The 19,461-nt window shown below is 65.1% G+C and carries 22 protein-coding genes and 2 tRNA genes; 17 read left to right on the top strand and 7 right to left on the bottom strand.

Annotation, left to right across the window (positions count from 1 at the left end; genetic code table 11):
• Positions 1 to 36: 36 nt before the first annotated feature.
• A complete protein-coding gene (rpsA, locus tag HT578_RS21400) occupies positions 37 to 1,743 on the bottom strand; it encodes a 30S ribosomal protein S1 (RefSeq protein ID WP_039394280.1) in 1,707 nt (568 codons plus the stop codon).
• A gap of 351 nt (positions 1,744 to 2,094) precedes the next feature.
• Here rpsA and HT578_RS21405 point away from each other — a divergent pair, with 351 nt between their 5' ends.
• Positions 2,095 to 3,123 carry an NAD(P)-dependent alcohol dehydrogenase gene (locus HT578_RS21405; protein ID WP_213501375.1) on the top strand — a complete coding sequence of 343 codons (1,029 nt, stop codon included), beginning with the start codon at positions 2,095 to 2,097 and terminating at the stop codon, positions 3,121 to 3,123.
• A gap of 88 nt (positions 3,124 to 3,211) precedes the next feature.
• Here HT578_RS21405 and cmk read toward each other — a convergent pair whose 3' ends face one another.
• Both cmk and aroA read right to left on the bottom strand, forming a co-directional pair.
• Positions 3,212 to 3,835 (bottom strand): (d)CMP kinase, encoded by a 624-nt coding sequence (cmk, locus tag HT578_RS21410; RefSeq protein WP_213501376.1) that lies wholly within the window; start codon positions 3,833 to 3,835, stop codon positions 3,212 to 3,214.
• Positions 3,832 to 5,184 (bottom strand): 3-phosphoshikimate 1-carboxyvinyltransferase, encoded by a 1,353-nt coding sequence (aroA, locus tag HT578_RS21415; protein ID WP_239026404.1) that lies wholly within the window; start codon positions 5,182 to 5,184, stop codon positions 3,832 to 3,834. Before aroA ends, cmk begins: the two co-directional genes overlap by 4 nt.
• Before the next feature lie 242 nt (positions 5,185 to 5,426).
• Here aroA and HT578_RS21420 point away from each other — a divergent pair, with 242 nt between their 5' ends.
• From HT578_RS21420 to HT578_RS21455, 8 genes are all read left to right on the top strand, one after another.
• Entirely contained in the window at positions 5,427 to 5,750 is a 324-nt protein-coding gene (locus tag HT578_RS21420) for an FYDLN acid domain-containing protein (RefSeq protein ID WP_213501377.1), read from the top strand.
• Positions 5,751 to 6,036: 286 nt separating this feature from the next.
• Positions 6,037 to 6,112: transfer RNA gene (locus HT578_RS21425), tRNA-Ala, on the top strand.
• 217 nt (positions 6,113 to 6,329) lie between these two features.
• Entirely contained in the window at positions 6,330 to 7,799 is a 1,470-nt protein-coding gene (gene ffh, locus HT578_RS21430) for a signal recognition particle protein (RefSeq protein WP_039394265.1), read from the top strand.
• A 38-nt stretch (positions 7,800 to 7,837) separates the two neighbouring features.
• Entirely contained in the window at positions 7,838 to 8,263 is a 426-nt protein-coding gene (gene rpsP / locus HT578_RS21435) for a 30S ribosomal protein S16 (RefSeq protein ID WP_039394262.1), read from the top strand.
• A gap of 18 nt (positions 8,264 to 8,281) precedes the next feature.
• Positions 8,282 to 8,791: a ribosome maturation factor RimM gene (gene rimM, locus HT578_RS21440; RefSeq protein WP_039394260.1), complete on the top strand. Its 510-nt coding sequence runs from the start codon at positions 8,282 to 8,284 to the stop codon at positions 8,789 to 8,791.
• An 83-nt stretch (positions 8,792 to 8,874) separates the two neighbouring features.
• On the top strand, positions 8,875 to 9,612 hold the full coding sequence (gene trmD, locus HT578_RS21445) for a tRNA (guanosine(37)-N1)-methyltransferase TrmD (protein WP_213501378.1): 738 nt from the start codon (positions 8,875 to 8,877) through the stop codon (positions 9,610 to 9,612).
• 4 nt (positions 9,613 to 9,616) lie between these two features.
• The gene (gene rplS, locus HT578_RS21450) at positions 9,617 to 9,985 is read left to right on the top strand and encodes a 50S ribosomal protein L19 (protein ID WP_039394257.1); all 369 of its coding nucleotides are present in this window, start codon (positions 9,617 to 9,619) and stop codon (positions 9,983 to 9,985) included.
• A 357-nt stretch (positions 9,986 to 10,342) separates the two neighbouring features.
• The gene (locus HT578_RS21455) at positions 10,343 to 10,615 is read left to right on the top strand and encodes an HU family DNA-binding protein (RefSeq protein ID WP_039394254.1); all 273 of its coding nucleotides are present in this window, start codon (positions 10,343 to 10,345) and stop codon (positions 10,613 to 10,615) included.
• A gap of 167 nt (positions 10,616 to 10,782) precedes the next feature.
• On the opposite strand, the gene HT578_RS21460 is transcribed toward HT578_RS21455, so the two are convergent.
• Both HT578_RS21460 and HT578_RS21465 read right to left on the bottom strand, forming a co-directional pair.
• Entirely contained in the window at positions 10,783 to 11,616 is an 834-nt protein-coding gene (locus HT578_RS21460; protein ID WP_213501379.1) for a hypothetical protein, read from the bottom strand.
• A 34-nt stretch (positions 11,617 to 11,650) separates the two neighbouring features.
• Positions 11,651 to 12,439 (bottom strand): TrmH family RNA methyltransferase, encoded by a 789-nt coding sequence (locus HT578_RS21465; RefSeq protein WP_039394246.1) that lies wholly within the window; start codon positions 12,437 to 12,439, stop codon positions 11,651 to 11,653.
• 175 nt (positions 12,440 to 12,614) lie between these two features.
• Between HT578_RS21465 and HT578_RS21470 the strand changes: the two genes are divergently transcribed.
• The 3 genes from HT578_RS21470 to pssA all read left to right on the top strand — a co-directional run bounded on the left by HT578_RS21470 (position 12,615) and on the right by pssA (position 14,562).
• A tRNA-Tyr gene (locus HT578_RS21470) sits at positions 12,615 to 12,700 on the top strand.
• A 240-nt stretch (positions 12,701 to 12,940) separates the two neighbouring features.
• Positions 12,941 to 13,690, top strand: coding sequence for a phosphatidylserine decarboxylase (locus HT578_RS21475; RefSeq protein WP_213501380.1), 750 nt, complete (start codon positions 12,941 to 12,943; stop codon positions 13,688 to 13,690).
• An 83-nt stretch (positions 13,691 to 13,773) separates the two neighbouring features.
• The gene (pssA, locus tag HT578_RS21480) at positions 13,774 to 14,562 is read left to right on the top strand and encodes a CDP-diacylglycerol--serine O-phosphatidyltransferase (RefSeq protein ID WP_084592310.1); all 789 of its coding nucleotides are present in this window, start codon (positions 13,774 to 13,776) and stop codon (positions 14,560 to 14,562) included.
• Here the strand turns inward: pssA and HT578_RS21485 are convergent.
• A complete protein-coding gene (locus tag HT578_RS21485) occupies positions 14,489 to 14,761 on the bottom strand; it encodes a hypothetical protein (RefSeq protein WP_213501381.1) in 273 nt (90 codons plus the stop codon). The genes pssA and HT578_RS21485 overlap by 74 nt on opposite strands.
• Before the next feature lie 232 nt (positions 14,762 to 14,993).
• Here HT578_RS21485 and HT578_RS21490 point away from each other — a divergent pair, with 232 nt between their 5' ends.
• From HT578_RS21490 to HT578_RS21505, 4 genes are all read left to right on the top strand, one after another.
• The gene (locus HT578_RS21490) at positions 14,994 to 15,452 is read left to right on the top strand and encodes a hypothetical protein (RefSeq protein WP_159108111.1); all 459 of its coding nucleotides are present in this window, start codon (positions 14,994 to 14,996) and stop codon (positions 15,450 to 15,452) included.
• 220 nt (positions 15,453 to 15,672) lie between these two features.
• On the top strand, positions 15,673 to 16,428 hold the full coding sequence (rpsB, locus tag HT578_RS21495) for a 30S ribosomal protein S2 (RefSeq protein ID WP_039394238.1): 756 nt from the start codon (positions 15,673 to 15,675) through the stop codon (positions 16,426 to 16,428).
• A 121-nt stretch (positions 16,429 to 16,549) separates the two neighbouring features.
• Positions 16,550 to 17,476, top strand: coding sequence for a translation elongation factor Ts (gene tsf, locus HT578_RS21500; RefSeq protein WP_213501382.1), 927 nt, complete (start codon positions 16,550 to 16,552; stop codon positions 17,474 to 17,476).
• A 161-nt stretch (positions 17,477 to 17,637) separates the two neighbouring features.
• Positions 17,638 to 18,246 carry a hypothetical protein gene (locus tag HT578_RS21505; protein WP_213501383.1) on the top strand — a complete coding sequence of 203 codons (609 nt, stop codon included), beginning with the start codon at positions 17,638 to 17,640 and terminating at the stop codon, positions 18,244 to 18,246.
• On the opposite strand, the gene HT578_RS21510 is transcribed toward HT578_RS21505, so the two are convergent.
• The gene (locus HT578_RS21510; protein WP_213501384.1) at positions 18,247 to 18,855 is read right to left on the bottom strand and encodes an NAD(P)-dependent oxidoreductase; all 609 of its coding nucleotides are present in this window, start codon (positions 18,853 to 18,855) and stop codon (positions 18,247 to 18,249) included.
• Positions 18,856 to 18,965: 110 nt separating this feature from the next.
• Here HT578_RS21510 and HT578_RS21515 point away from each other — a divergent pair, with 110 nt between their 5' ends.
• Positions 18,966 to 19,346, top strand: a complete 381-nt coding sequence (locus tag HT578_RS21515; protein ID WP_039395668.1) for a winged helix-turn-helix transcriptional regulator — start codon at positions 18,966 to 18,968, stop codon at positions 19,344 to 19,346.
• Positions 19,347 to 19,461 lie beyond the last annotated feature (115 nt).

The following is a 19,461-nucleotide window of genomic DNA, read 5'->3' on the forward strand; positions in this document are numbered from 1 at the left end:
TGGTGATTTCAGCTTCGGTGAGGCTGAAAGGTCCGATTAACGGCCCTTCAGAGCTTCGCCGAGGATGTCGCCGAGCGAAGCGCCCGAGTCCGACGAACCGTACTGCTCCACCGCTTCCTTCTCTTCGGCCAGCTGACGGGCCTTGACCGAGAAGTTCGGCTTCTTGGAACGGTCGAAACCGGTGACCATCGCGTCGAGCTTCTGGCCGACCTGGAAGCGGTCGGGGCGCTGCTCGTCACGGTCACGGCCGAGGTCCGAACGCTTGATGAAGCCGGTCGCGCCGTCTTCGCCAGCCTGGACTTCGAGACCGCCGTCGCGGACTTCGAGGACGGTGACGGTGACGGTTTCACCACGGCGCAGTGAGCTGCCACCGGTGACCGTGCCGCCAGCGGCCGGAGCGCCACGCTCGAGCTGCTTCATGCCGAGGCTGATGCGTTCCTTGTCGACGTCGACGTCGAGAACCACGGCCTGGACGACCTCACCCTTGCGGTGCAGGGCCAGGGCGTCTTCACCCGAGATGCCCCATGCGATGTCGGACATGTGAACCATGCCGTCGACGTCGCCATCGAGGCCGATGAACAGGCCGAATTCGGTCGCGTTCTTGACTTCGCCTTCGACGGTCGAGCCAACCGGGTGACGCTCTGCAAAGCCTTCCCAGGGGTTCTGCTGAGCCTGCTTGAGGCCGAGCGAGATACGACGCTTGTCGGAGTCGACCTCGAGAACCATGACTTCGACTTCCTGCGAGGTCGAAACGATCTTGCCCGGGTGGACGTTCTTCTTGGTCCAGGACATTTCCGAAACGTGGACCAGGCCTTCGATGCCCGGCTCCAGCTCCACGAAGGCGCCGTATTCGGTGATGTTGGTGACCGTGCCCGAAAGCTTCGCGCCGACCGGGTACTTGACCGCTGCGCCTTCCCAGGGATCGCTTTCCAGCTGCTTCATGCCGAGGCTGATGCGCTGGGTGTCCTGGTTGATGCGGATGATCTGGACGGTGACGGTGTCGCCGATGGCGATCACTTCGCTCGGGTGGTTGACGCGCTTGTAGCTCATGTCGGTGACATGGAGCAGGCCGTCGATACCGCCCAGGTCAACGAACGCACCGTAGTCGGTGATGTTCTTGACGACGCCGTCGATGACCTGGCCTTCGCTCAGCTTGTCGATGAGCTCGCTGCGCTGTTCGGCGCGGGTCTCTTCGAGGACGGCGCGGCGCGACACGACGATGTTGCCACGGCGACGGTCCATCTTGAGGATCTGGAAGGGCTGGGGCACGTCCATCAGCGGGGTGACGTCGCGCACGGGGCGGATGTCGACCTGCGAGCCGGGGAGGAAGGCCACGGCGCCGTCGAGGTCGACGGTGAAGCCGCCCTTGACGCGGCCGAAGATCACGCCTTCGACGCGCTTGCCTTCACCGAATTCGTTCTCGAGCTTGTCCCAGGCGGCTTCGCGGCGGGCGCGGTCGCGCGACAGCATCGCTTCGCCGTCGGCGTTCTCGACGCGGTCGACGTAGACTTCGACTTCGTCGCCGACCTTGAGGCCGTGCTCGTCTTCACCGCGCGCGAATTCGCGCAGCGGCACGCGGCCTTCGCTCTTGAGGCCTACGTCGATGACGGCCTTGTCGTTCTCGATTGCGGTGATCGTGCCCTTGACGACGCGGCCTTCGAAGCCGTCGTCAGCAACGCCACCGAGCTGCTCGTCGAGCATCGCCGCGAAATCGTCGCGGGTCGGATTGGCAGAAGTAGCCATTAAGAGGTTATCCTCAGATTGTACGTTTTTCCGGCCAGGCGGTTGTTTCCGCCGGTCTTTCTCCGCCATCCGCACCATTGCATCGGCGGGCCAAAAGGGCCGAACTGCCATGCAGGCCGGATACCTGCACAGCGCTCTTGGAGCCGACTGAACGGCCCCTCGAACCGGCGCGCCCTACGCGCGTGGGGCGGGAAATGCAAGGGAAATGGCGGGGTATGCGCAGGGGGGCGCAAATTTCCTGCGCGAGGGCGCTGGCAGGGCGGTTTCGCTTGATGTCTGTCAATCCACCGGAACGCGATCGGGCCTAAGTCGTTGAATAGCTGCAAACATGATACGATCTGGAGAATTGCCATGAAAGCCGTGCGCTTCATCGAGGGCGGCCGCCCGCCGGAAATCGTCGACATCGCGAAGCCCGAGCCGGGGCCCGGGGAAGTCCTCCTGCGGATCGGCGGCGCGGGTGTCTGCCACTCCGACCTTCACGTCCTCGATGGCGAGGTGCCGTTCAAGGGGCCCTTCACGCTCGGCCATGAGAACGCAGGCTGGATCGAGGCGCTGGGGCAGGGCGTCACGGGCTGGAAGGAGGGCGATGCGGTCGCCGTCTACGGCCCCTGGGGCTGCGGTTCGTGCCACCACTGCCAGACCTCGGCGGAAAACTACTGCGAGAATCACGCCAGCCTGCCGACCTTTGGTGGCGGCCTGGGCTCCGACGGCGGCATGGCCGAATACATGATCGTGCCCGATCCGCGCCTGCTGGTGCCGCTGGGTGATCTCGATCCGGCGCAGGCCGCGCCGCTGAGCGATGCCGCTCTGACGCCCTATCACGCGATCAGGGCGGCACAGGCCAAGCTGACGCCCGATGCGACCGTGCTCGTCACCGGCATCGGCGGGCTTGGGCAGATGGCGCTCCAGATCCTGAAGGCCACCTGCTCCTCGCGAATCGTGGCGGCCGATATCAGCGCGGACAAGCTGGAGACAGCGCGCAAGCTGGGCGCGGATGTCGTTGTCAATTCCGGCGCGAAGAGTGCCGAGGAGGAGATCCGTGATCTCGTCGGCGGGCGCGGCGTCACGGTGGCGCTCGACTTCGTGGGGGCGCAGGCGACGATCGACCTGGCGAGTTCGCTGATCGGGCGCGACAGCCGCCTCACGATCGTGGGTTTGGCGGGCGGAACGCTCAGCTACAATGCGAACACCATGCCCTATGGATCGCAGGTCATGGTTCCCTATTGGGGCACGCGGGCCGAACTGATCGAGGTCATCGCGCTGGCCCGTAGCGGGCAGATCAAGGCCGATATCGAAACGCACGACCTTGATGAGGCCGTCAAGGTCTATGACCGGCTGCGCGAGGGCAAGGTGCCAGGGCGCGCGGTGCTGGTACCCTGACCCGGCGAACAAGGTCGAAACATGAAGAAGGGGCCGCAAGCGCTATACTTGCGGCCCCTTCTTCATGTTCTGTGTGATAAGGCGGGCGTTATCCTGCGCGGAAAGCCTCAACCGCGGCAATGGCAGCTGCGATGGCTTCCTCGCGGCGAAGGTCCGAGGTGTCGATTTCGACCGCGCCCTCGGCAATCACCAGCGGAGCGTCCTTGCGGCCCCGGTCGCGTTCGTCGCGCGCGGCGAGGTCTGCGGCGATTTCCTCGAGCGCGACGTCGCGGTTCTGTTCCTGCATTTCCAAGAAACGGCGCTGCGCACGGGCCTCGACGCTGGCGGTGACGAAGAGCTTGGCCTCGGCCTCGGGCGCGATGACGCTGGCGATGTCGCGCCCGTCGAGGACCGCGCCGCCCGGTTGCGTGGCAAAGCTGCGCTGGCGTTCATAGAGCGCCTGGCGCACGGGCGGGTGGATCGAGACGCGGCTTGCCAGCCCCCCGGTCACCTCCGAGCGAAGCTCCGGGTCGGCCAGTAGGTCGTCGGGGAACGCACAGGCCGCCAGCGCGTCCTCGGCGCTGTCGGGATTGCCTCCGTTCTTCGCGCACTGACGCCCGACCGCGCGGTAGAGCAGGCCCGTGTCGAGATGCGGCAGGCTGTAGTGCGCGGCCAGGGCCTTGGCGATGGTGCCCTTGCCCGAGGCGGTGGGGCCGTCGACGGCGATGATCATGCGACAAGTCCTTCGAGCATCGATTCGAATACCGGGAAGCTGGTGGCAATGGGGCGGGTGTCGTCGACGAGCACGCCGTCCTGGCTTGCCACGCCCGCTACGGCCATCGACATGGCAATCCGGTGGTCGAGGTGCGTGGCGATCTCGATCCCTGCGCGGGTGCCGGGAAGGGGCTTGCCGCCGGTGCCGGTGATGACCAGGCCGTCCTCGCGCTCTTCCAGCGTGGCGCCAGCGGCCGTGAGGGCGCTCGCCATGACCGCAAGGCGGTCCGATTCCTTGACGCGCAGTTCATCGAGCCCGCTTGTCGTCGTCACGCCCTCGGCAACCGAGGCGGCGACGAAGAGGGCGGGGAACTCGTCGATCATGCTCGGCGCCACGGCGGGGTCGACTTCGATGCCCTTGAGCGCGGAGTGGCGCACATGCAGGTCGGCAACCGGCTCGCCGCCGACGTCGCGTTCGTCGAGCTTCTCGATCTGGCCGCCCATTGCAATGAGTACGTCGACAATGCCGGCGCGCGTGGGATTGAGGCCCACGTTCTCGATCACGACATCGCTGCCCGGCGTGATGAGAGCGGCAACGAGGAAGAAAGCCGCCGAGGAGGGGTCTCCCGGGACCTCGATGGTCTGGGGCTTGAGTTCCGCTTCGCCGGTGAGGGTGATGATGCGCGTGCCGTCGGGCTGTGTTTCCACCTCAAGCTCAGCGCCGAAGCCCTTGAGCATGCGCTCGGAATGGTCGCGGGTGGGGACAGGCTCGATGACGGTGGTCTTGCCGGGCGTGTTGAGGCCGGCCAGCAGGATCGCGCTCTTCACCTGCGCTGAGGCGACGGGCAGCGTGTAGGTGATCGGCACGGCAGGGCTTGCGCCGCGCACGATGAGAGGCAGGCGCCCGCCTTCGCTCGCTTCGAAGCTGGCGCCCATCTGCGAGAGAGGATTGATCACCCGGTTCATCGGGCGCTTGGAGAGCGAATCATCGCCCGTGAAGCTGACGTTGATCGGGTGGCTGGCGACAAGCCCCATGAGCAGCCGGGTCGAGGTTCCCGAATTGCCCATGTCGAGCGGGCCCTGGGGCTGGAGGAGCGCGCCCACGCCCACGCCGCTGACCGTCCAGGCGCCTTCGCCCGTGCGCTCGACGGTCGCGCCCATGGCGCGCATCGCCGCGGCCGTGGCGAGAACGTCCTCGCCTTCCAGAAGGCCGGTGACCTTGGTTTCGCCGACCGCGAGCGCGCCCAGCATGATCGAGCGATGGCTGATCGACTTGTCGCCGGGCACGCGGATGCGGCCCTTGAGCGGGCCTTGCGCGGTGAAACGGCGCGGAGTGGCAGAGGCGGCGTCGTGGGCAGAGGAAGTCACGGGCAGGGCGTCTTTCTGGGCTAGGCGAAGGGCGGAAAATCGCGGCGGCTTTTGACAGCGGCAGCGGCCCATGGCAAGGCGCGCGCCCTGATGTGGCTTCAATGCCTGATCGTGCGCCCTGCCTGCCGGCCCTTGTGCCGGTTCGTGCGTGGGTGCTTGATCTTGAAGCGGGGCCTTTCCATCATATAACGGATTTTTCCAGCGCCCGTGTCTTCGCGGGTCGCCCAAAACGAGGACATTTCATGGCCAAACCTGAATGGGGCGCCAAGCACGGCTGCCCGAAATGCGGCACCCGTTTCTACGACCTGGGCAAGGACGACCCGGTGACCTGCATCGAATGCGGCCACACCTGGACGCCCGAGCCGGTGCTCAAGTCCAAGCAGCCGATCCCCTATGAGGAAGCGGAGAAGAAGGAAAAGGTCGAGGAGCAGGACAACGACCTGGCCGATGACGATCTGGACATCGATGACGACGGCGATTCGCCCGACAACGATGTGGACCTGGGCGGCGACGACGACCTGGGCATCTCGAGCGGCGGCGACGACGACGACGAGCGCGACGAGTAAGACGCGCTCCCCGGTGTGCCTCCCGGGAGCAGGTGGGTCGATGCCCCGCATAAGGGGGCATCGGCCGGCAGGCGCCGGTCACCCGGCGCGGCAAGGTTGGGCGCCAATGGTCAGGCAAGGGCTTGGAATTGGCGCAAATTCTGGCTTGAGCAGAAAAATTTCATTTTTTTGAAAAAAGTTCTTGCCAGCCTGACCGACCTACCCTAGATGGCGCTTCACCGGACGGGGCGACACTCCAAACGGTAACACAAACCGGCCTTCCCAGACCGGTTTTTCGAAATGGCACGGGGCCTTAGCTCAGCTGGGAGAGCGCTACAATGGCATTGTAGAGGTCAGCGGTTCGATCCCGCTAGGCTCCACCATTTCCCACCAGATGCCGCTTCTCGCAAGAGGGCGGCTTCTGTTGTATCAGTTTCGCGCGATGTGCGTACCACGCTGGTTGACGAGGTTTCGTCCACCGGCGTTTTTCGCGTACTGTCCCGCATGCGTCGGTCGGCGAGGTTTCGCCCACCGGCGTTTTTGGCGTTCGATGGGTCTCGTTGCTGTGCAAGGCGGGGCCTGTCAAAGAGGAGCAAGGTCATGTTCGACAGCCTTTCCGATCGTCTCGGCGGTGTGTTCGACAAGCTGCGTGGCCGCGGCGCGCTCAAGGAGCAGGATGTCCGCGACGCCATGCGCGAGGTGCGCATCGCGCTGCTCGAGGCCGACGTTGCTCTTCCCGTCGTGCGCCGTTTCGTCGATCGCGTTACCGAAAAGGCCATTGGCCAGTCGGTGCTGCGTTCGGTCACGCCCGGCCAGCAGGTCGTCAAGATCGTCAACGACGAACTGATCGAGACCCTGGGCGGCGATGTGACGCCCGAACTGGACCTTGCCGCCAGCCCGCCCGTCGTCATCATGATGGTCGGTCTGCAGGGCTCGGGCAAGACCACCAGCACGGCGAAGATTTCCAAGCTTCTCAAGGACAAGCAGGGCAAGAAGGTCATGATGGCCTCGCTGGACGTGAACCGTCCGGCCGCCCAGGAGCAGCTCAAGGTCCTGGGTGAGCAGACCGGCGTTGCCACGCTTCCCATCATTGCCGGCCAGCAGCCGACCGAAATCGCCACCCGCGCGATGCAGGCCGCCAAGCTGCAGGCCGTCGATGTCCTCATGCTCGACACCGCGGGCCGTCTCCACGTCGACCAGCAGTTGATGGACGAGATGAAGGCGGTGGCCGCCATCGCCACCCCGCGCGAGACACTGCTCGTCGTCGACTCGCTGACGGGTCAGGACGCGGTCAACGTCGCGCAGAGCTTTGCGGGCGAAGTCGACCTTACCGGTGTCGTGCTGACCCGTATGGACGGCGATGCGCGCGGTGGTGCGGCGCTTTCGATGCGTGCGGTCACCGGCAAGCCCATCAAGTTCGCCGGTACCGGCGAAAAGATGGACGCGATCGAGGTCTTTCACCCGAGCCGCGTTGCCAACCGCATTCTCGGCATGGGCGACATCGTCTCGATGGTCGAGAAGGCCGCCGAGGCGGTCAAGGTCGAGGAGGCCGAAGAACTCGCCAAGCGCATGGAGCAGGGCAAGTTCGATCTCAACGACCTGCGCACCCAGCTTCGCCAGATGCAGAACATGGGCGGCCTCGGCATGCTGGCGGGCATGATGCCCGGCATGAAGAAGGCCAAGGCCGCGATGGCCGCCTCGAACATGGACGACAAGGTGCTGCTGCGCATGGAGGCGATCATCGGCTCCATGACCAAGAAGGAGCGGGCCAATCCCGCGCTTCTCAACGCCAAGCGCAAGATCCGCGTCGCCAACGGCTCGGGCACCCAGGTCCAGGACGTCAACAAGGTGCTCAAGATGCACCAGGAGATGTCCAAGGCCATGAAGCAGATCAAGAAGATGGGCGGCCTCAAGGGGCTGGCTGCGATGTTCGGCAAGGGTGGTCTCGATGCCGCGATGCCCGGCCTGGGCGGCCAGGGTCTGGGCGGCGGAGCCAAGGGCGGCTTGCCCGGGCTTGGCGGACCGGGCGGAGCCGGTGGTCCGGACCTCAGCAAGTTTCTGAAGAAATAATTCCAAACATTTGTAAGATTTAGAAGAAAGGTAATCTCATGGCAGTTTCGATCCGTCTGTCGCGCGGTGGTGCGAAGAAGCGTCCCTACTACAAGATCGTCGTCGCCAACGCGACCGCACCGCGCGACGGCAAGTACCTGGAGCAGATCGGCACCTACAACCCGCTCCTCGCCAAGGACGACGAGAACCGCGTGAAGATCAACGGCGAGCGCGCTTCGTACTGGCTTTCCGTCGGCGCGCAGCCGACCGACCGCGTTGCACGCATGTTCGACAAGGCCGGCATCAAGGAGCGTCAGGCTACCAACAACCCCAAGAAGGGTGAGCCGGGCGACAAGGCCAAGGAACGCGCCGAGGAAAAGGCCGAGAAGGCTCGCGAAGCTGCTGAGGCTGCTGCTGCCGCTTCGGCCGCTCCCGCCGAGGAAGCTCCGGCTGCCGAAGCCACCGAGGAATCGACCGAGGCGTAAGCCTTCGGGACACGGCATATGGCACACGACACGTCCGTCACCCTGGCCGCCGTCACCGGCGCGCACGGGGTGACGGGTGAAGTCCGCCTCAAGCTGTTTGGGGAAGGCGTGGCGGCGCTCAAGCGCTACCGCGCCTTCAACGATTCGGCCCTGACGCTCAAGAAGCTCAAGGACGACGGCAAGGGCGGGGCTATCGCCCGTTTCGAGGAAGTGACCGACCGTACCGCGGCCGAAAAGCTGCGCGGCACCGTCCTCACCGTTCCGCGCGCCGAGATGCCCGAGCTGGCGGACGGCGAATATTATCACGCCGACCTCATCGGTCTTCCCGCTGTCTCCGACACGGGCGAGGCCCTTGGCCGCGTCATTGCGGTCGAGAATTTCGGCGCGGGCGACGTGCTCGAGATCGAGCGTGCCGAGCGCGACGAGAAGGGCCGTATCCAGCGCTTCATGGTGCCCATGACCGAGGCCGCGGTGCCTTCCTGGGACGCCGAGAAGCTGGTGGTAACGGCCGCGTTCGCCGAGGATTGACCCCGGAGCCGAGCCGCCGCTGGCCGGGCATGGCCGTAAGCGGGCGGCTACGTGCATATCTTTGAATAGGAAGGCGTGCTCTCGTGACGTTCGCGGCCACCGTTCTCACACTCTATCCCGACATGTTCCCCGGGCCTCTGGGCATCAGCCTGGCGGGGCGTGCGCTCGAGCGCGGGGACTGGTCGATGGACGCGGTGCAGATCCGTGATTTCGCGACCGACAAGCATCGCACGGTCGATGATACGCCCGCAGGCGGCGGGGCGGGCATGGTGCTCAAGGTCGACGTGCTCGCGAGCGCGATCGACCACGCCCGAGCCACCAATCCGGGCGCGCCCGTTCTGGCGATGACGCCGCGCGGCACGCCGATCTCGCAGGAACGCGTTCGCGCGCTCGCGGCAGGTCCCGGCGCGATCATCCTGTGCGGCCGTTTCGAGGGCTTTGACGAGCGCATCTTCGAGGGTCGCGAGGTCGAGGAGATTTCGGTCGGCGATATCGTCCTGTCGGGCGGCGAATGCGCGGCTCTCATGGTACTGGACGCTTGCATTCGCCTGCTTCCCGGCGTAATGGGCGCGGCTTCCAGCGGTACCGAGGAATCGTTCGAGGACGGCCTTCTCGAGTACCCGCACTACACCCGACCCGTCGAATGGGAAGGGCGCACGATCCCTGAAGTGCTGCGATCGGGGGATCATGCGAAGATCGCAGCCTGGCGTAAGACCCAGGCGGAAGATCACACACGGTCACGCAGGCCGGACCTTTGGGAACGTCATGTCGACGTTCGGGACCGTCTGCCTCTGATGCGCGGCAAAAAGACGAAGGACTAGGTTCATGAACCTGATTCAGCAGATCGAGGCCGAGGAAATTGCCAAGGCCGCCAAGGAAATCCCGACCTTCCGCGCCGGTGACACCGTCAAGGTTGGTGTGAAGGTTGTCGAAGGCACCCGTACCCGCGTCCAGAACTTCGAAGGCGTCGTGATCGCGCGTTCGAACCGTGGCATGGGTTCGAACTTCACCGTTCGCAAGATGAGCTTCGGTGAAGGCGTGGAGCGCGTATTCCCGCTCTACTCGCCCAACATCGACAGCATCACCGTCGTTCGCCGCGGTATCGTGCGTCGTGCCAAGCTGTACTACCTGCGTGGTCGTACCGGTAAGCGCGCCCGCATCGCCGAGCGTCGCGACGTGCGCACCGAAGGCTAATTCGGTCACATTCGTCCACGGCTCTGGCCTGGGACGGCAATCAGGCGGTTCGCATGCGAGCCGCCTTTTTTGTCCCCGGCGCAGGCGCTTGGGCAACCGGCAAATCCATGCAGTCACCGCATTGTCGCGTTCCCCGCGCAAATCCGGCGAATTTGCATGCCGGGCCGTGGCGCAAGTCCATGCTGCACTGCACAACGTGCTTCTGCATCTAAAATGGCGGAAAAACACGATAAACCGCGCTTTTTTGCCCGGTTTAGGCTTTGACAGCGTGACCAAAAACCGCTCAATTCCGTCTCCTCTTACGAGGCGAATCCAGCTTCCCATCACATCCTGTTCCACTGAAAGGTAGGGGGTATAATGAACAAGAACGATCTCATCAGCGCTGTCGCGGAAACCAGCGGTCTGACCCGCAACGATGCGACCAAGGCTGTCGAAGGCGTGTTCGACGCCATCACCGGCGCGCTGAAGAAGGGCGACGAAGTGCGCCTCGTCGGCTTCGGCACCTTCTCGGTCGCCAAGCGCAAGGCCTCGACCGGCCGCAACCCGCGCACCGGCGAGCCGATGGAAATCGCGGCTTCGTCGCAGCCCAAGTTCAAGGCCGGCAAGGGCCTCAAGGACGCCGTCAACTAAGACGTCCTTCAAGGGCCCGTAACGCCTCACGGGCCTTGTGAACGCAAAAACGCCGCTTTCCCCACGTGCGGAAAGCGGCGTTTTTTTGTGGGCGTCTGCTGTGAGGGGGCCGGAAAAGAGGAGGCTGTCAGGGGCGACACCGGTGGCGCCGCCCCTGAGCGCTGCCCTCAGGGCTCCAGTTGCAGGAGCGCGGTCGGGGCGGCCGGGATACGCGGATTGACCGCCCAGGTCAGCACCTGCATCGCGCCCTCGATGGTCGGCCCCTCGTCGGTGTTGTTGGCGAGGATCTTGCCATCGGTGTGGATGGTGAAGGTGCCATCGGCCAGTTCCGCCGGGCCACCGTCCTTGGACGGGCCGGACAGATTGCCTGGGATCAGGCCCGCTGCCGGCGAACTCGTGGCATCGGGGCCGAAGGTCGGCGCGTTGATGCGTACCGAGCCATCCTTGCGCGGAGTGATCTGCACGAAGGCGTTGGCCATCGGGAAGCCTTCGAAGGTCGGGAAGACGAAATCGTGGTCGAGGCGGCCCGAGACGGCGTAGTCGACGTCGAACACGCCGCCGCCCTTGTACGTGACCTTGTTCCAGCCCTGGCGGCGGCTCAGCTTGCGGGCTAGTTCATGGCCCGCTTCGGGATCGCTCGGGTCGATACCGCCCAGAAGCGCACGCGCCGCGTCGGCATTCGAACCCTTCTTGGTAGCCCAATCCTCCTTCTGCTGGGCGATCTCATCTTCGGTGCAGGTTCGTTCCTCGAAGCTGTCCTCGTCGTAGCAGTCCTCGGGCTCGAAGGGTTGCGCGGCCTTGTCGGCCTCTTCCTTCAACGGGATCATGATGAGTTCGCCTGTGTAGCGGAAGGCGAAGCTGTGGTCCGCGTTGACATCGAGGCGCGAGGAGAAACGCCCCGGGGCAAAGAAGCACGCGGCGACGAGGAGGGTGGCGGCGCCCGCGGTCAGGACCGCGAGCGCACGACGTGCCTGATCGGCACGCGGGAAGGGGAGGTGCATGACGAACGTCTCCGATGCGTGTTGGCGAGGCGCCTCAGCGCGTCGCGGCCGCGTAGAGAGCGATCGCGCCCGCATTGCTGACGTTGAGGCTTTCCATGTCCGAGGAGATCGGCAGCTTGGCGATCGCATCGCAGTGCTGGACGATGTTGTGGCGCATGCCATCACCCTCGGCACCCAGAACGAGGCAGACGGGGCCTGCGGGCAGGGCCTCGGCCAGCGTCGATTCGGCTTCGCCATCGAGGCCAATGCGCCAGTAGCCCGCTTCGGCGATCTCTTCGAGCGCGCGCGCGAGGTTCACGACCCGGATCCACGGCACGATTTCGAGCGCGCCCGAGGCCGATTTTGCCAGCGTTCCCGATTCGGGTGGCGCGTGGCGGTCCTGGGTGACGATGCAGCAGGCATTGAAGGCGGCCGCCGAACGCAGGATCGCGCCGACGTTATGCGGATCTGTCACCTGGTCGAGGACGAGCACCGGGCGCGCGGGATCGTTGTCGAGGACGTCAGAGAGGAAAAAATCGTCGAGCGGCTCGCATTCCAGGACGAGGCCCTGGTGGGGGGCATCGCGTGCAACGAGTCGGGCAAGGTCGGGTGCCTCGGCCCATTCGACGGTGAAATCGACGGGCAATTCGCCATCAAGTGATTCGACGCCTTCGCGAGTCGCCCAAAGTTTGCGGTGCTGGCGATTCGGATTCTTGAGCGCCGCCTCGACCGCATGGCGACCCCACAGGCGGACCATGCCGCTGCTCGCGCGCCCCGATCCCCGGCCGTTTTTCATGCGTCCGGCCCGGCCGCGCAGGGCTTTCCCCTGTCCGCGCTTGCTCATCTCGTGTGATCCTTTTTTCAAAAAAATTCAAATTATGTGCCGCTCCTGCCATTCGACCCATTGACAGGCAAGGCCGAGTTCGGCATTGGGCCGGTCCTCGGCAACGGGGGCGGCACTAAACGCTCTCGACCAACGAGATGATCTGAAAGGAAAATCTCAGCCAGATGACTGGTGTGGACAGGTGGCCGAGTGGTTAAAGGCAGCAGACTGTAAATCTGCCCGCGCAAGCGTACGTTGGTTCGAATCCAGCCCTGTCCACCACCAGCCCTTCTCTCGAAATCGCGATGACGAAGGGATCCGCTAAAGCGGATCGGGTGGCGGCTGAGCCCATGGCGCGGATGCCTTTATCAGCCCATTCTTCCAGATGAGTACGGCTTGCCAGCGGCAAGTGCCCAGGAACGGTTTTCCCTGGAGTGCAAGACACAGCTTTGCGCACGCTTTGCGGAACTTCCCGCGCGTGGCGGCATTGCGGTCTTGAACGCCACTCACTAGAGGAAACCGATGTCCTCAGATATTCTCGATAATCAGGGTCGTGGCGATGCCTCGTGGCAATGGCCGGCCATTCATCCCGAAGGGCGCAAGTTCGGCTCCATTGCCGGTGTCCTGGCGCTGGGCGTCTGGGTCCTGTTCGGACCCTGGTTCGGATGGCCGCTCGCCGTCCTGACCTTGTGCGTGCTCGCCTTCTTCCGCGATCCGCTGCGCGTGACGCCGCAGGATGAGCGCGCGATTGTCGCGCCGGCCGACGGCCTGGTGACGCTGATCCAGAAGGTCTCGCCGCCGCGCGAGCTGACCGTTGACGATGGCAGCGGCATGCCGCCGCTCTCCGACGCGCCGCTCACGCGCGTCTCGATCTTCATGAGTGTCTTCGACGTCCACATCAACCGCGCACCGATTGGCGGCACCGTCCGCCGCGTCATCTACATCCCCGGCAAGTTCGTGAACGCCGATCTCGACAAGGCGAGCGAAGAAAACGAGCGTCAGCACATTCTCATCGAGCGCGGTGACGGTCAGCAGGTCTGCTTCACCCAGATCGCGGGGCTTGTCGCACGCCGCATCGTGCCGTTCGTGAAGCCCGGCGACATCATCGCCGCAGGCCAGCGCATCGGCCTTATCCGCTTCGGCAGCCGTGTCGACGTGTACCTTCCCGCCGGAACCGAGCCCAAGGTGCTCATGGGCCAGCGTATCGTCGCGGGTGAGACCGTGCTTGGCGAAATTGGTGCCGCCCCCATGATCGAGGGCATCTGCCAGTGAGCGAGGACGCGATTTCCCAGGCCGCCGCGCCCTCGGACGACACGCCGGGCCCGGACGGGGCTTCGGAATCGCGTGCCCGGCGCATGGCGCGCGGCCTTTCGCTGCGCGCGCTTGTGCCCAATGCCATTACCGCCGCGGCGCTCTGCTCGGGCCTGACCGGCATCCGTTTTGCCATTGCCGGGGATTTCGAAAAGTCGGTCCAGGCCGTCCTGCTGGCGGGCGTCCTCGATGGTATCGATGGCCGCGCGGCGCGCCTGCTCAAGGCGCAGTCGCGCTTCGGTGCCGAACTGGACAGCCTAGCCGACGCCATCTCGTTTGGTGTCGCGCCTGCGCTGATCGTCTATCTCTGGTCGCTTCATGCGCTGCCCAGCCTGGGCTGGATGGCGGCGCTGGCCTTTGCGATCTGCTGTGTGCTGCGACTTGCGCGTTTCAATGCGCGTCTTGATCTCGATGATCAGCCGCACAAGGCGGCAGGCTTCCTGACCGGCGTCCCGGCGCCGCTTGGGGCCGTGCTCGGCTTCCTGCCGCTGTGCCTGTGGATCGCGAGCGGAGAGCGCGACTTTGCCAATCCCATCGGCGTCAGCGTGTGGATGGTCCTGGCCGCCTTCCTGATGATCTCGAATATTCCGACGCTCAGCTGGTCGCGCCTGCGTCCCGCGCCGGGCGTGCGTCTTTTCGTCCTGGCCCTGGTCGGGTTGGTGATGGCAGCGCTCCTGGTCGAGCCCTGGCCCACGCTGGCGGTGCTCACCATCGGCTATCTGGCGCTGCTGCCCTATGGTCTGTTCGTCTACGCCAAGGTCAGGCGGCAAGGTCCATTGGCCGTGCCGGAGCCGGAACTCGACGAGCTTGACGAACCGCTTGGCCCATCGTGACAACGCGCCCGCGCTGCGTGTCGCCGTGCGGGGAAGGGCGTTCGATCACGGACCAGGACACGGTCAGCGTGGTGCTGCAGGCCTGAAGCTGGCGTGTCAGGCCACGCGCGGCCGCTGCGTACTCCAGCAGCGTTTTTCCGATCACCCATAGAGAGACAAGACCGGCGAGGGCGAAGAGGCTGGCGGCAAAGGCTGTCATGACCGTTTCCTTTCTCGCGCCCCGCAGCTGTGCGTGGGGCTGTGGATGACTTGTGGAAAACGCGAATCTGTTCTATCAATGTTCCAATGGCGTTCTTGTTCTATTTTTGTTCCCGTTGTGTCAAGCGGGAATTTGACGAGAGGGGCGCGATGCGTGCAGGGCGCCTCCTTGAAGGGCGCCGCGCCGCTGCGCCTTCATCCGCTTAGTTAGGGTTCCCATGGTTGCCGACGGTTTGCCTCATCGCCTCATCACGCTCGACGGACTGTCGCAGTGGTGCGCGCTCAACGCCTTCACCGTGGAGGAGATCGGCGCGGACGAGGTGTTCCTGACCGATCAGACTACCGGGAGCGCCTGGTCCTTGTTCCGTGTGGAGGACTGGCTCCAGTTGAAGGGGCTCGTTCTCGAGGACGTCGAGCCTGAACTGCCGATGTGCCTGACGCTCGCCCGTCTGCACGACCGGCTGCTGGGTTGCCGCTTCTCCATCGATCAGCAGCACGGTGTCGTGATCGTCGCCGACTTTGCCCGCGCGGCGCAGTCGATGGAGGCGATCGGAGAGACGCTGCTGCAGATGCAGTCGATCATCGACCAGACCGTGGGGCTCCTGGAGGATGTCGTCGAGAGCGATGTCGCGGCCGACGAGTTTGCGATCGACCGCGCGTTCGGTGTCACGGGCTCGCTGCGGGTTCACTGAACGGGCTTTGGGGGCGCTGTTTGCATGCAGGTTCTGCATCCGGCCTTGCATCGCGGGGCGGATAGGTCTAAGGGCCGCCGCGTCCACTGATATGGATTCCTGAATTCGCAGGTTCCGATCAAGGGCGAATCCACATGGAAAGCGCACATACCGGTGCCGCAGCGGGTCTGATCCCCACGGTTCCAGCTTTCCAGAGGTACAACCGGAAAGGAATTTCTCTATGGCGGCTCCTACCGTCACGATGCAGCAGCTCATCGAAGCTGGCGCCCACTTCGGCCACCAGACCCACCGCTGGAACCCGCGCATGAAGCCGTACATCTTCGGCGCGCGCAATGGCATCCACATCATCGACCTGTCGCAGACCGTGCCCCTGATGGCCCGCGCTCTCGACTTCGTCTCGGCCACCGTGCAGGCCGGCGGCAAGGTGCTCTTCGTCGGCACCAAGCGCCAGGCTCAGGAGCCGATCGCCCAGGCTGCGCGCGCCTGCGGTCAGCACTTCGTCAACCACCGCTGGCTGGGCGGCATGCTCACCAACTGGAAGACCATCTCGCAGTCGATCAAGCGCTTCAAGGCGCTCGAAGAGCAGCTCGCTGGCGACACCCACGGCCTCACCAAGAAGGAAATCCTTCAGCTCACCCGTGAGCGCGACAAGCTTGAGCTCTCGCTCGGCGGTATCCGCGACATGGGCGGCATCCCGGACGTGATGTTCGTGATCGACGCCAACAAGGAAGAGCTGGCCATCAAGGAAGCCAACGTCCTTGGCATTCCGGTCGTTGCCGTGCTCGACACCAACGTCAACCCGCAGGGCATCGCCTTCCCGATCCCGGGCAACGACGACGCCAGCCGCGCTGTGCGCCTGTACTGTGACGCCATGGCGCAGGCCGCGACCAAGGGCGGCCAGGACGCTCTGGCCGACAGCGGTGTCGACATGGGCGCCATGGACGAGCCCGCCGCGGAAGTCGCTGTCGAGGCCTGATAGCCCGGCGACGGACGACACTTTCGTCATGGAATTGTCGCGCGCCGGGTCCATGGGGCTCGGCGCGCACCTGTATTCAAGGCCGGTGATCCGGTCTGTACCAAACAAGAGGATTTGAGCGATGGCTGCATACACCGCCGCAGACGTGAAGACCCTGCGCGAGCGCTCGGGCGCCGGCATGATGGATTGCAAGAAGGCCCTCGACGAAACCAACGGCGACATCGAAGCCGCGGTTGACGCGCTGCGCGCCAAGGGCCTGGCGGCTGCCGCCAAGAAGTCGAGCCGCACCGCGGCCGAAGGTCTCGTCGGCGTTGCCGTCGAAGGCACCAAGGGCGTTGCCGTCGAAGTGAACTCGGAAACCGACTTCGTTGCCAAGAACGACCAGTTCCAGGACTTCGTGCGCAAGACCACCGAAGTGGCTCTGGGCGTTGCGGGCGACGACATCGAGGCGCTCAAGGCTGCGGCCTACCCGGGCGGCGGCACCGTTGCCGACACGCTGACCAACAACGTGGCCACCATCGGCGAGAACCAGCAGGTTCGCCGCATGAAGACCGTGTCGGTCAAGCAGGGCGTCGTGGTTCCCTACATGCACAACGCGGCTGCGCCGAACCTCGGCAAGATCGGCGTTCTCGTGGCTCTCGAATCGGAAGCTCCGGCTGACGTTCTCGAAGGTCTGGGCAAGCAGATCGCGATGCACATCGCAGCCGCTTTCCCGCTCGCGCTGACCGCAGACGACCTCGACGCCGAGCTGATCGCGCGTGAGCGCAAGATCGCCGAGGAAAAGGCCGCCGAATCGGGCAAGCCCGAAGCCGTCCAGGCCAAGATGGTCGACGGCGCGATCGCGAAGTATGCCAAGGAGAACGCTCTCCTGTCGCAGGTCTTCGTGATGGACAACAAGACGCCGATCCTTGAAGTCGTCAACGCGGCGGGCAAGGAAGCGGGCGCCAAGATCGAGCTGGTCGACTTCGTGCGCTACCAGCTGGGCGAAGGCATCGAGAAGGAAGTTTCGGACTTCGCCGCCGAAGTGGCCGCTGCTGCTGGCGTCTGATCCTTCCGCGATCACGCACATTTGAAAAGGCCGCAGAAGCAATCGCTTCTGCGGCCTTTTTCATGTCCGAAAAAGGGCGTGTGGCGGACTTGATCCGCACTCGGGACAGTGCAGGATCCGGGCCATCGGAGTGGACTGGGAAGAGGGGCTGGCAGGTGCTGATGCGACGTCGTGTGATGATGGGAGTGGCCGCTATGGCCCTCGCCGGTCAGGGGCCCACGCAGGCGGCCGCTGCGGACCAGGAAGGGACGGGCACACTCGAGAAGCGCGCGGCGCTGGCGGATGGACTGGCGGGCGCCTTGAAGGCCTGTCGGCTCTGGGTGCTGCACCCGGACACCTGGGCGGCGGGCCCGGAACCTTTCCTCAAGGACGTGGGGCTTGGCGATGCGATGGGGCAGGTCCGTTCTGTCGCCGATATCAATCAGCCGCCTGAGGCCTGGCGCGAAGGCAATGTCTATTGGCGTATCAACTCCTCGCCCGATGCGGGGTACGTTCTTGTGGTCTCGCACCGGATGCCGATCTGCCAGGTGACGGGCGGTGGGGATGCGGACCTGCAGCCCACCGTCGGAGAGGTCCTGGCGTCGCCGGAATTTGCTGAGGTCTGGCGCGAGGTCGATGAGGCGACGCGCGGCGACATGGTCTCGACCACCTTCGTCAGCCGCGAGGAACCGGATTTCACGATGGTGTTGAGCCGGGCGACTGCACCCGGTGCGCGGCGCGACCGGGTGCAGGTGATCGCCTCGGCCAGCTTCGCGCCGGCGGGCGAGTGATCAGTACGCGGCGGTGAAGCGCGCGCGGCTGTGCTCGTGGGCTTCGAGTTCGTCGACCATGGCGAGCGCGAAGTCGGCGAAGCTGATCTTGCTCTCGCCATTGGCATCGACGACGAGATCGTCGCCGCCCTTGCGGTAGTGCCCCTGGCGCTCGCCTTCGAAGATGATCATGGCGGGCGAGAAGAACGTCCAGTCGATATCGTCGGTGGCCTTGAGGTCATCAAGGAAGGCGATGCCGGCAAGGGCGGCGGGCTTCCAGTCGGCCGGGAATTCCGGGTTGTCGATCAGGCGTGCGCCATCCGCGCCCTTGAGGCTGGCCGCACCGCCGGTGACCAGGAAGCGCGTGACACCGGCTTCGCGCAGCGCTGCGAGCAGGATCTCGGCCTTGATCGTGTGGTGCAGGGCGCTGATGACTGCGTCGCTGCCCGCGATCAGCTTGGCAAGCTGCGCGGCGTCGCTGGCATCGCCCTTGGTCGGCACGATGCCGGCGGCTGCGGGGATGGCTTCGGGGTGGCGGGCGATGGCGATGACCTCATGGCCGCGAGCCGCCGCTTCCCTGGCGATCTCCGAACCGGCGTGGCCGCTGGCGCCCAGGACTGCAATCTTCATGGTGTAACTCCTAAAGTGGTATCTAGTGGTGACTAGGTGTGATATCCCTAGCGCTTATGCAAGAAGGCACTTTTTCCGCACCCGGTCACTCCGAGGTAACCGCCAGCCCTGTGGCCTCCCGTCCCGCGCCTGACGTGTTTGCGGCGGCCTGTCCGACCCGCCAGTTGCTCGACCGCGTGGCCGACAAGTGGAGCGTGCTAATCCTCACGACGCTGGGCGCCGAGGAAATGCGCTTCAACGCGCTGCGACGCCGGATCGAGGGGATCTCGCAGAAGATGCTGAGCCAGACCCTGCGCACGCTCGAGCGCGACGGCCTGGTGGAGCGGCGCGTGGTGGCCAGCATCCCGGTTCGGGTCAGCTACGTGATCACACCGCTCGGCGCGGAACTGCTGAGCGCGCTGCAGGCGATGATCGACTGGGCCGAGCAGCGCATGGGCGCTGTGGCCGCCGCTCAGGCCGCTTTCGACCGGCGTCTTGCTTCGGTCAGCTAAGGTCACGTATCGCGAAGTATACGGCGGGAAATCTAAAGCCGCGCCCTTGGCAACGCGCGTGCGCGCTCCTAAAGCCCAACGGCCCCCCAAATTCAGGAGACCGTGCGGCGATGAG

It is taken from the genome of Novosphingobium decolorationis, from assembly GCF_018417475.1.
Taxonomy (GTDB): Bacteria; Pseudomonadota; Alphaproteobacteria; order Sphingomonadales; family Sphingomonadaceae; genus Novosphingobium; species Novosphingobium decolorationis.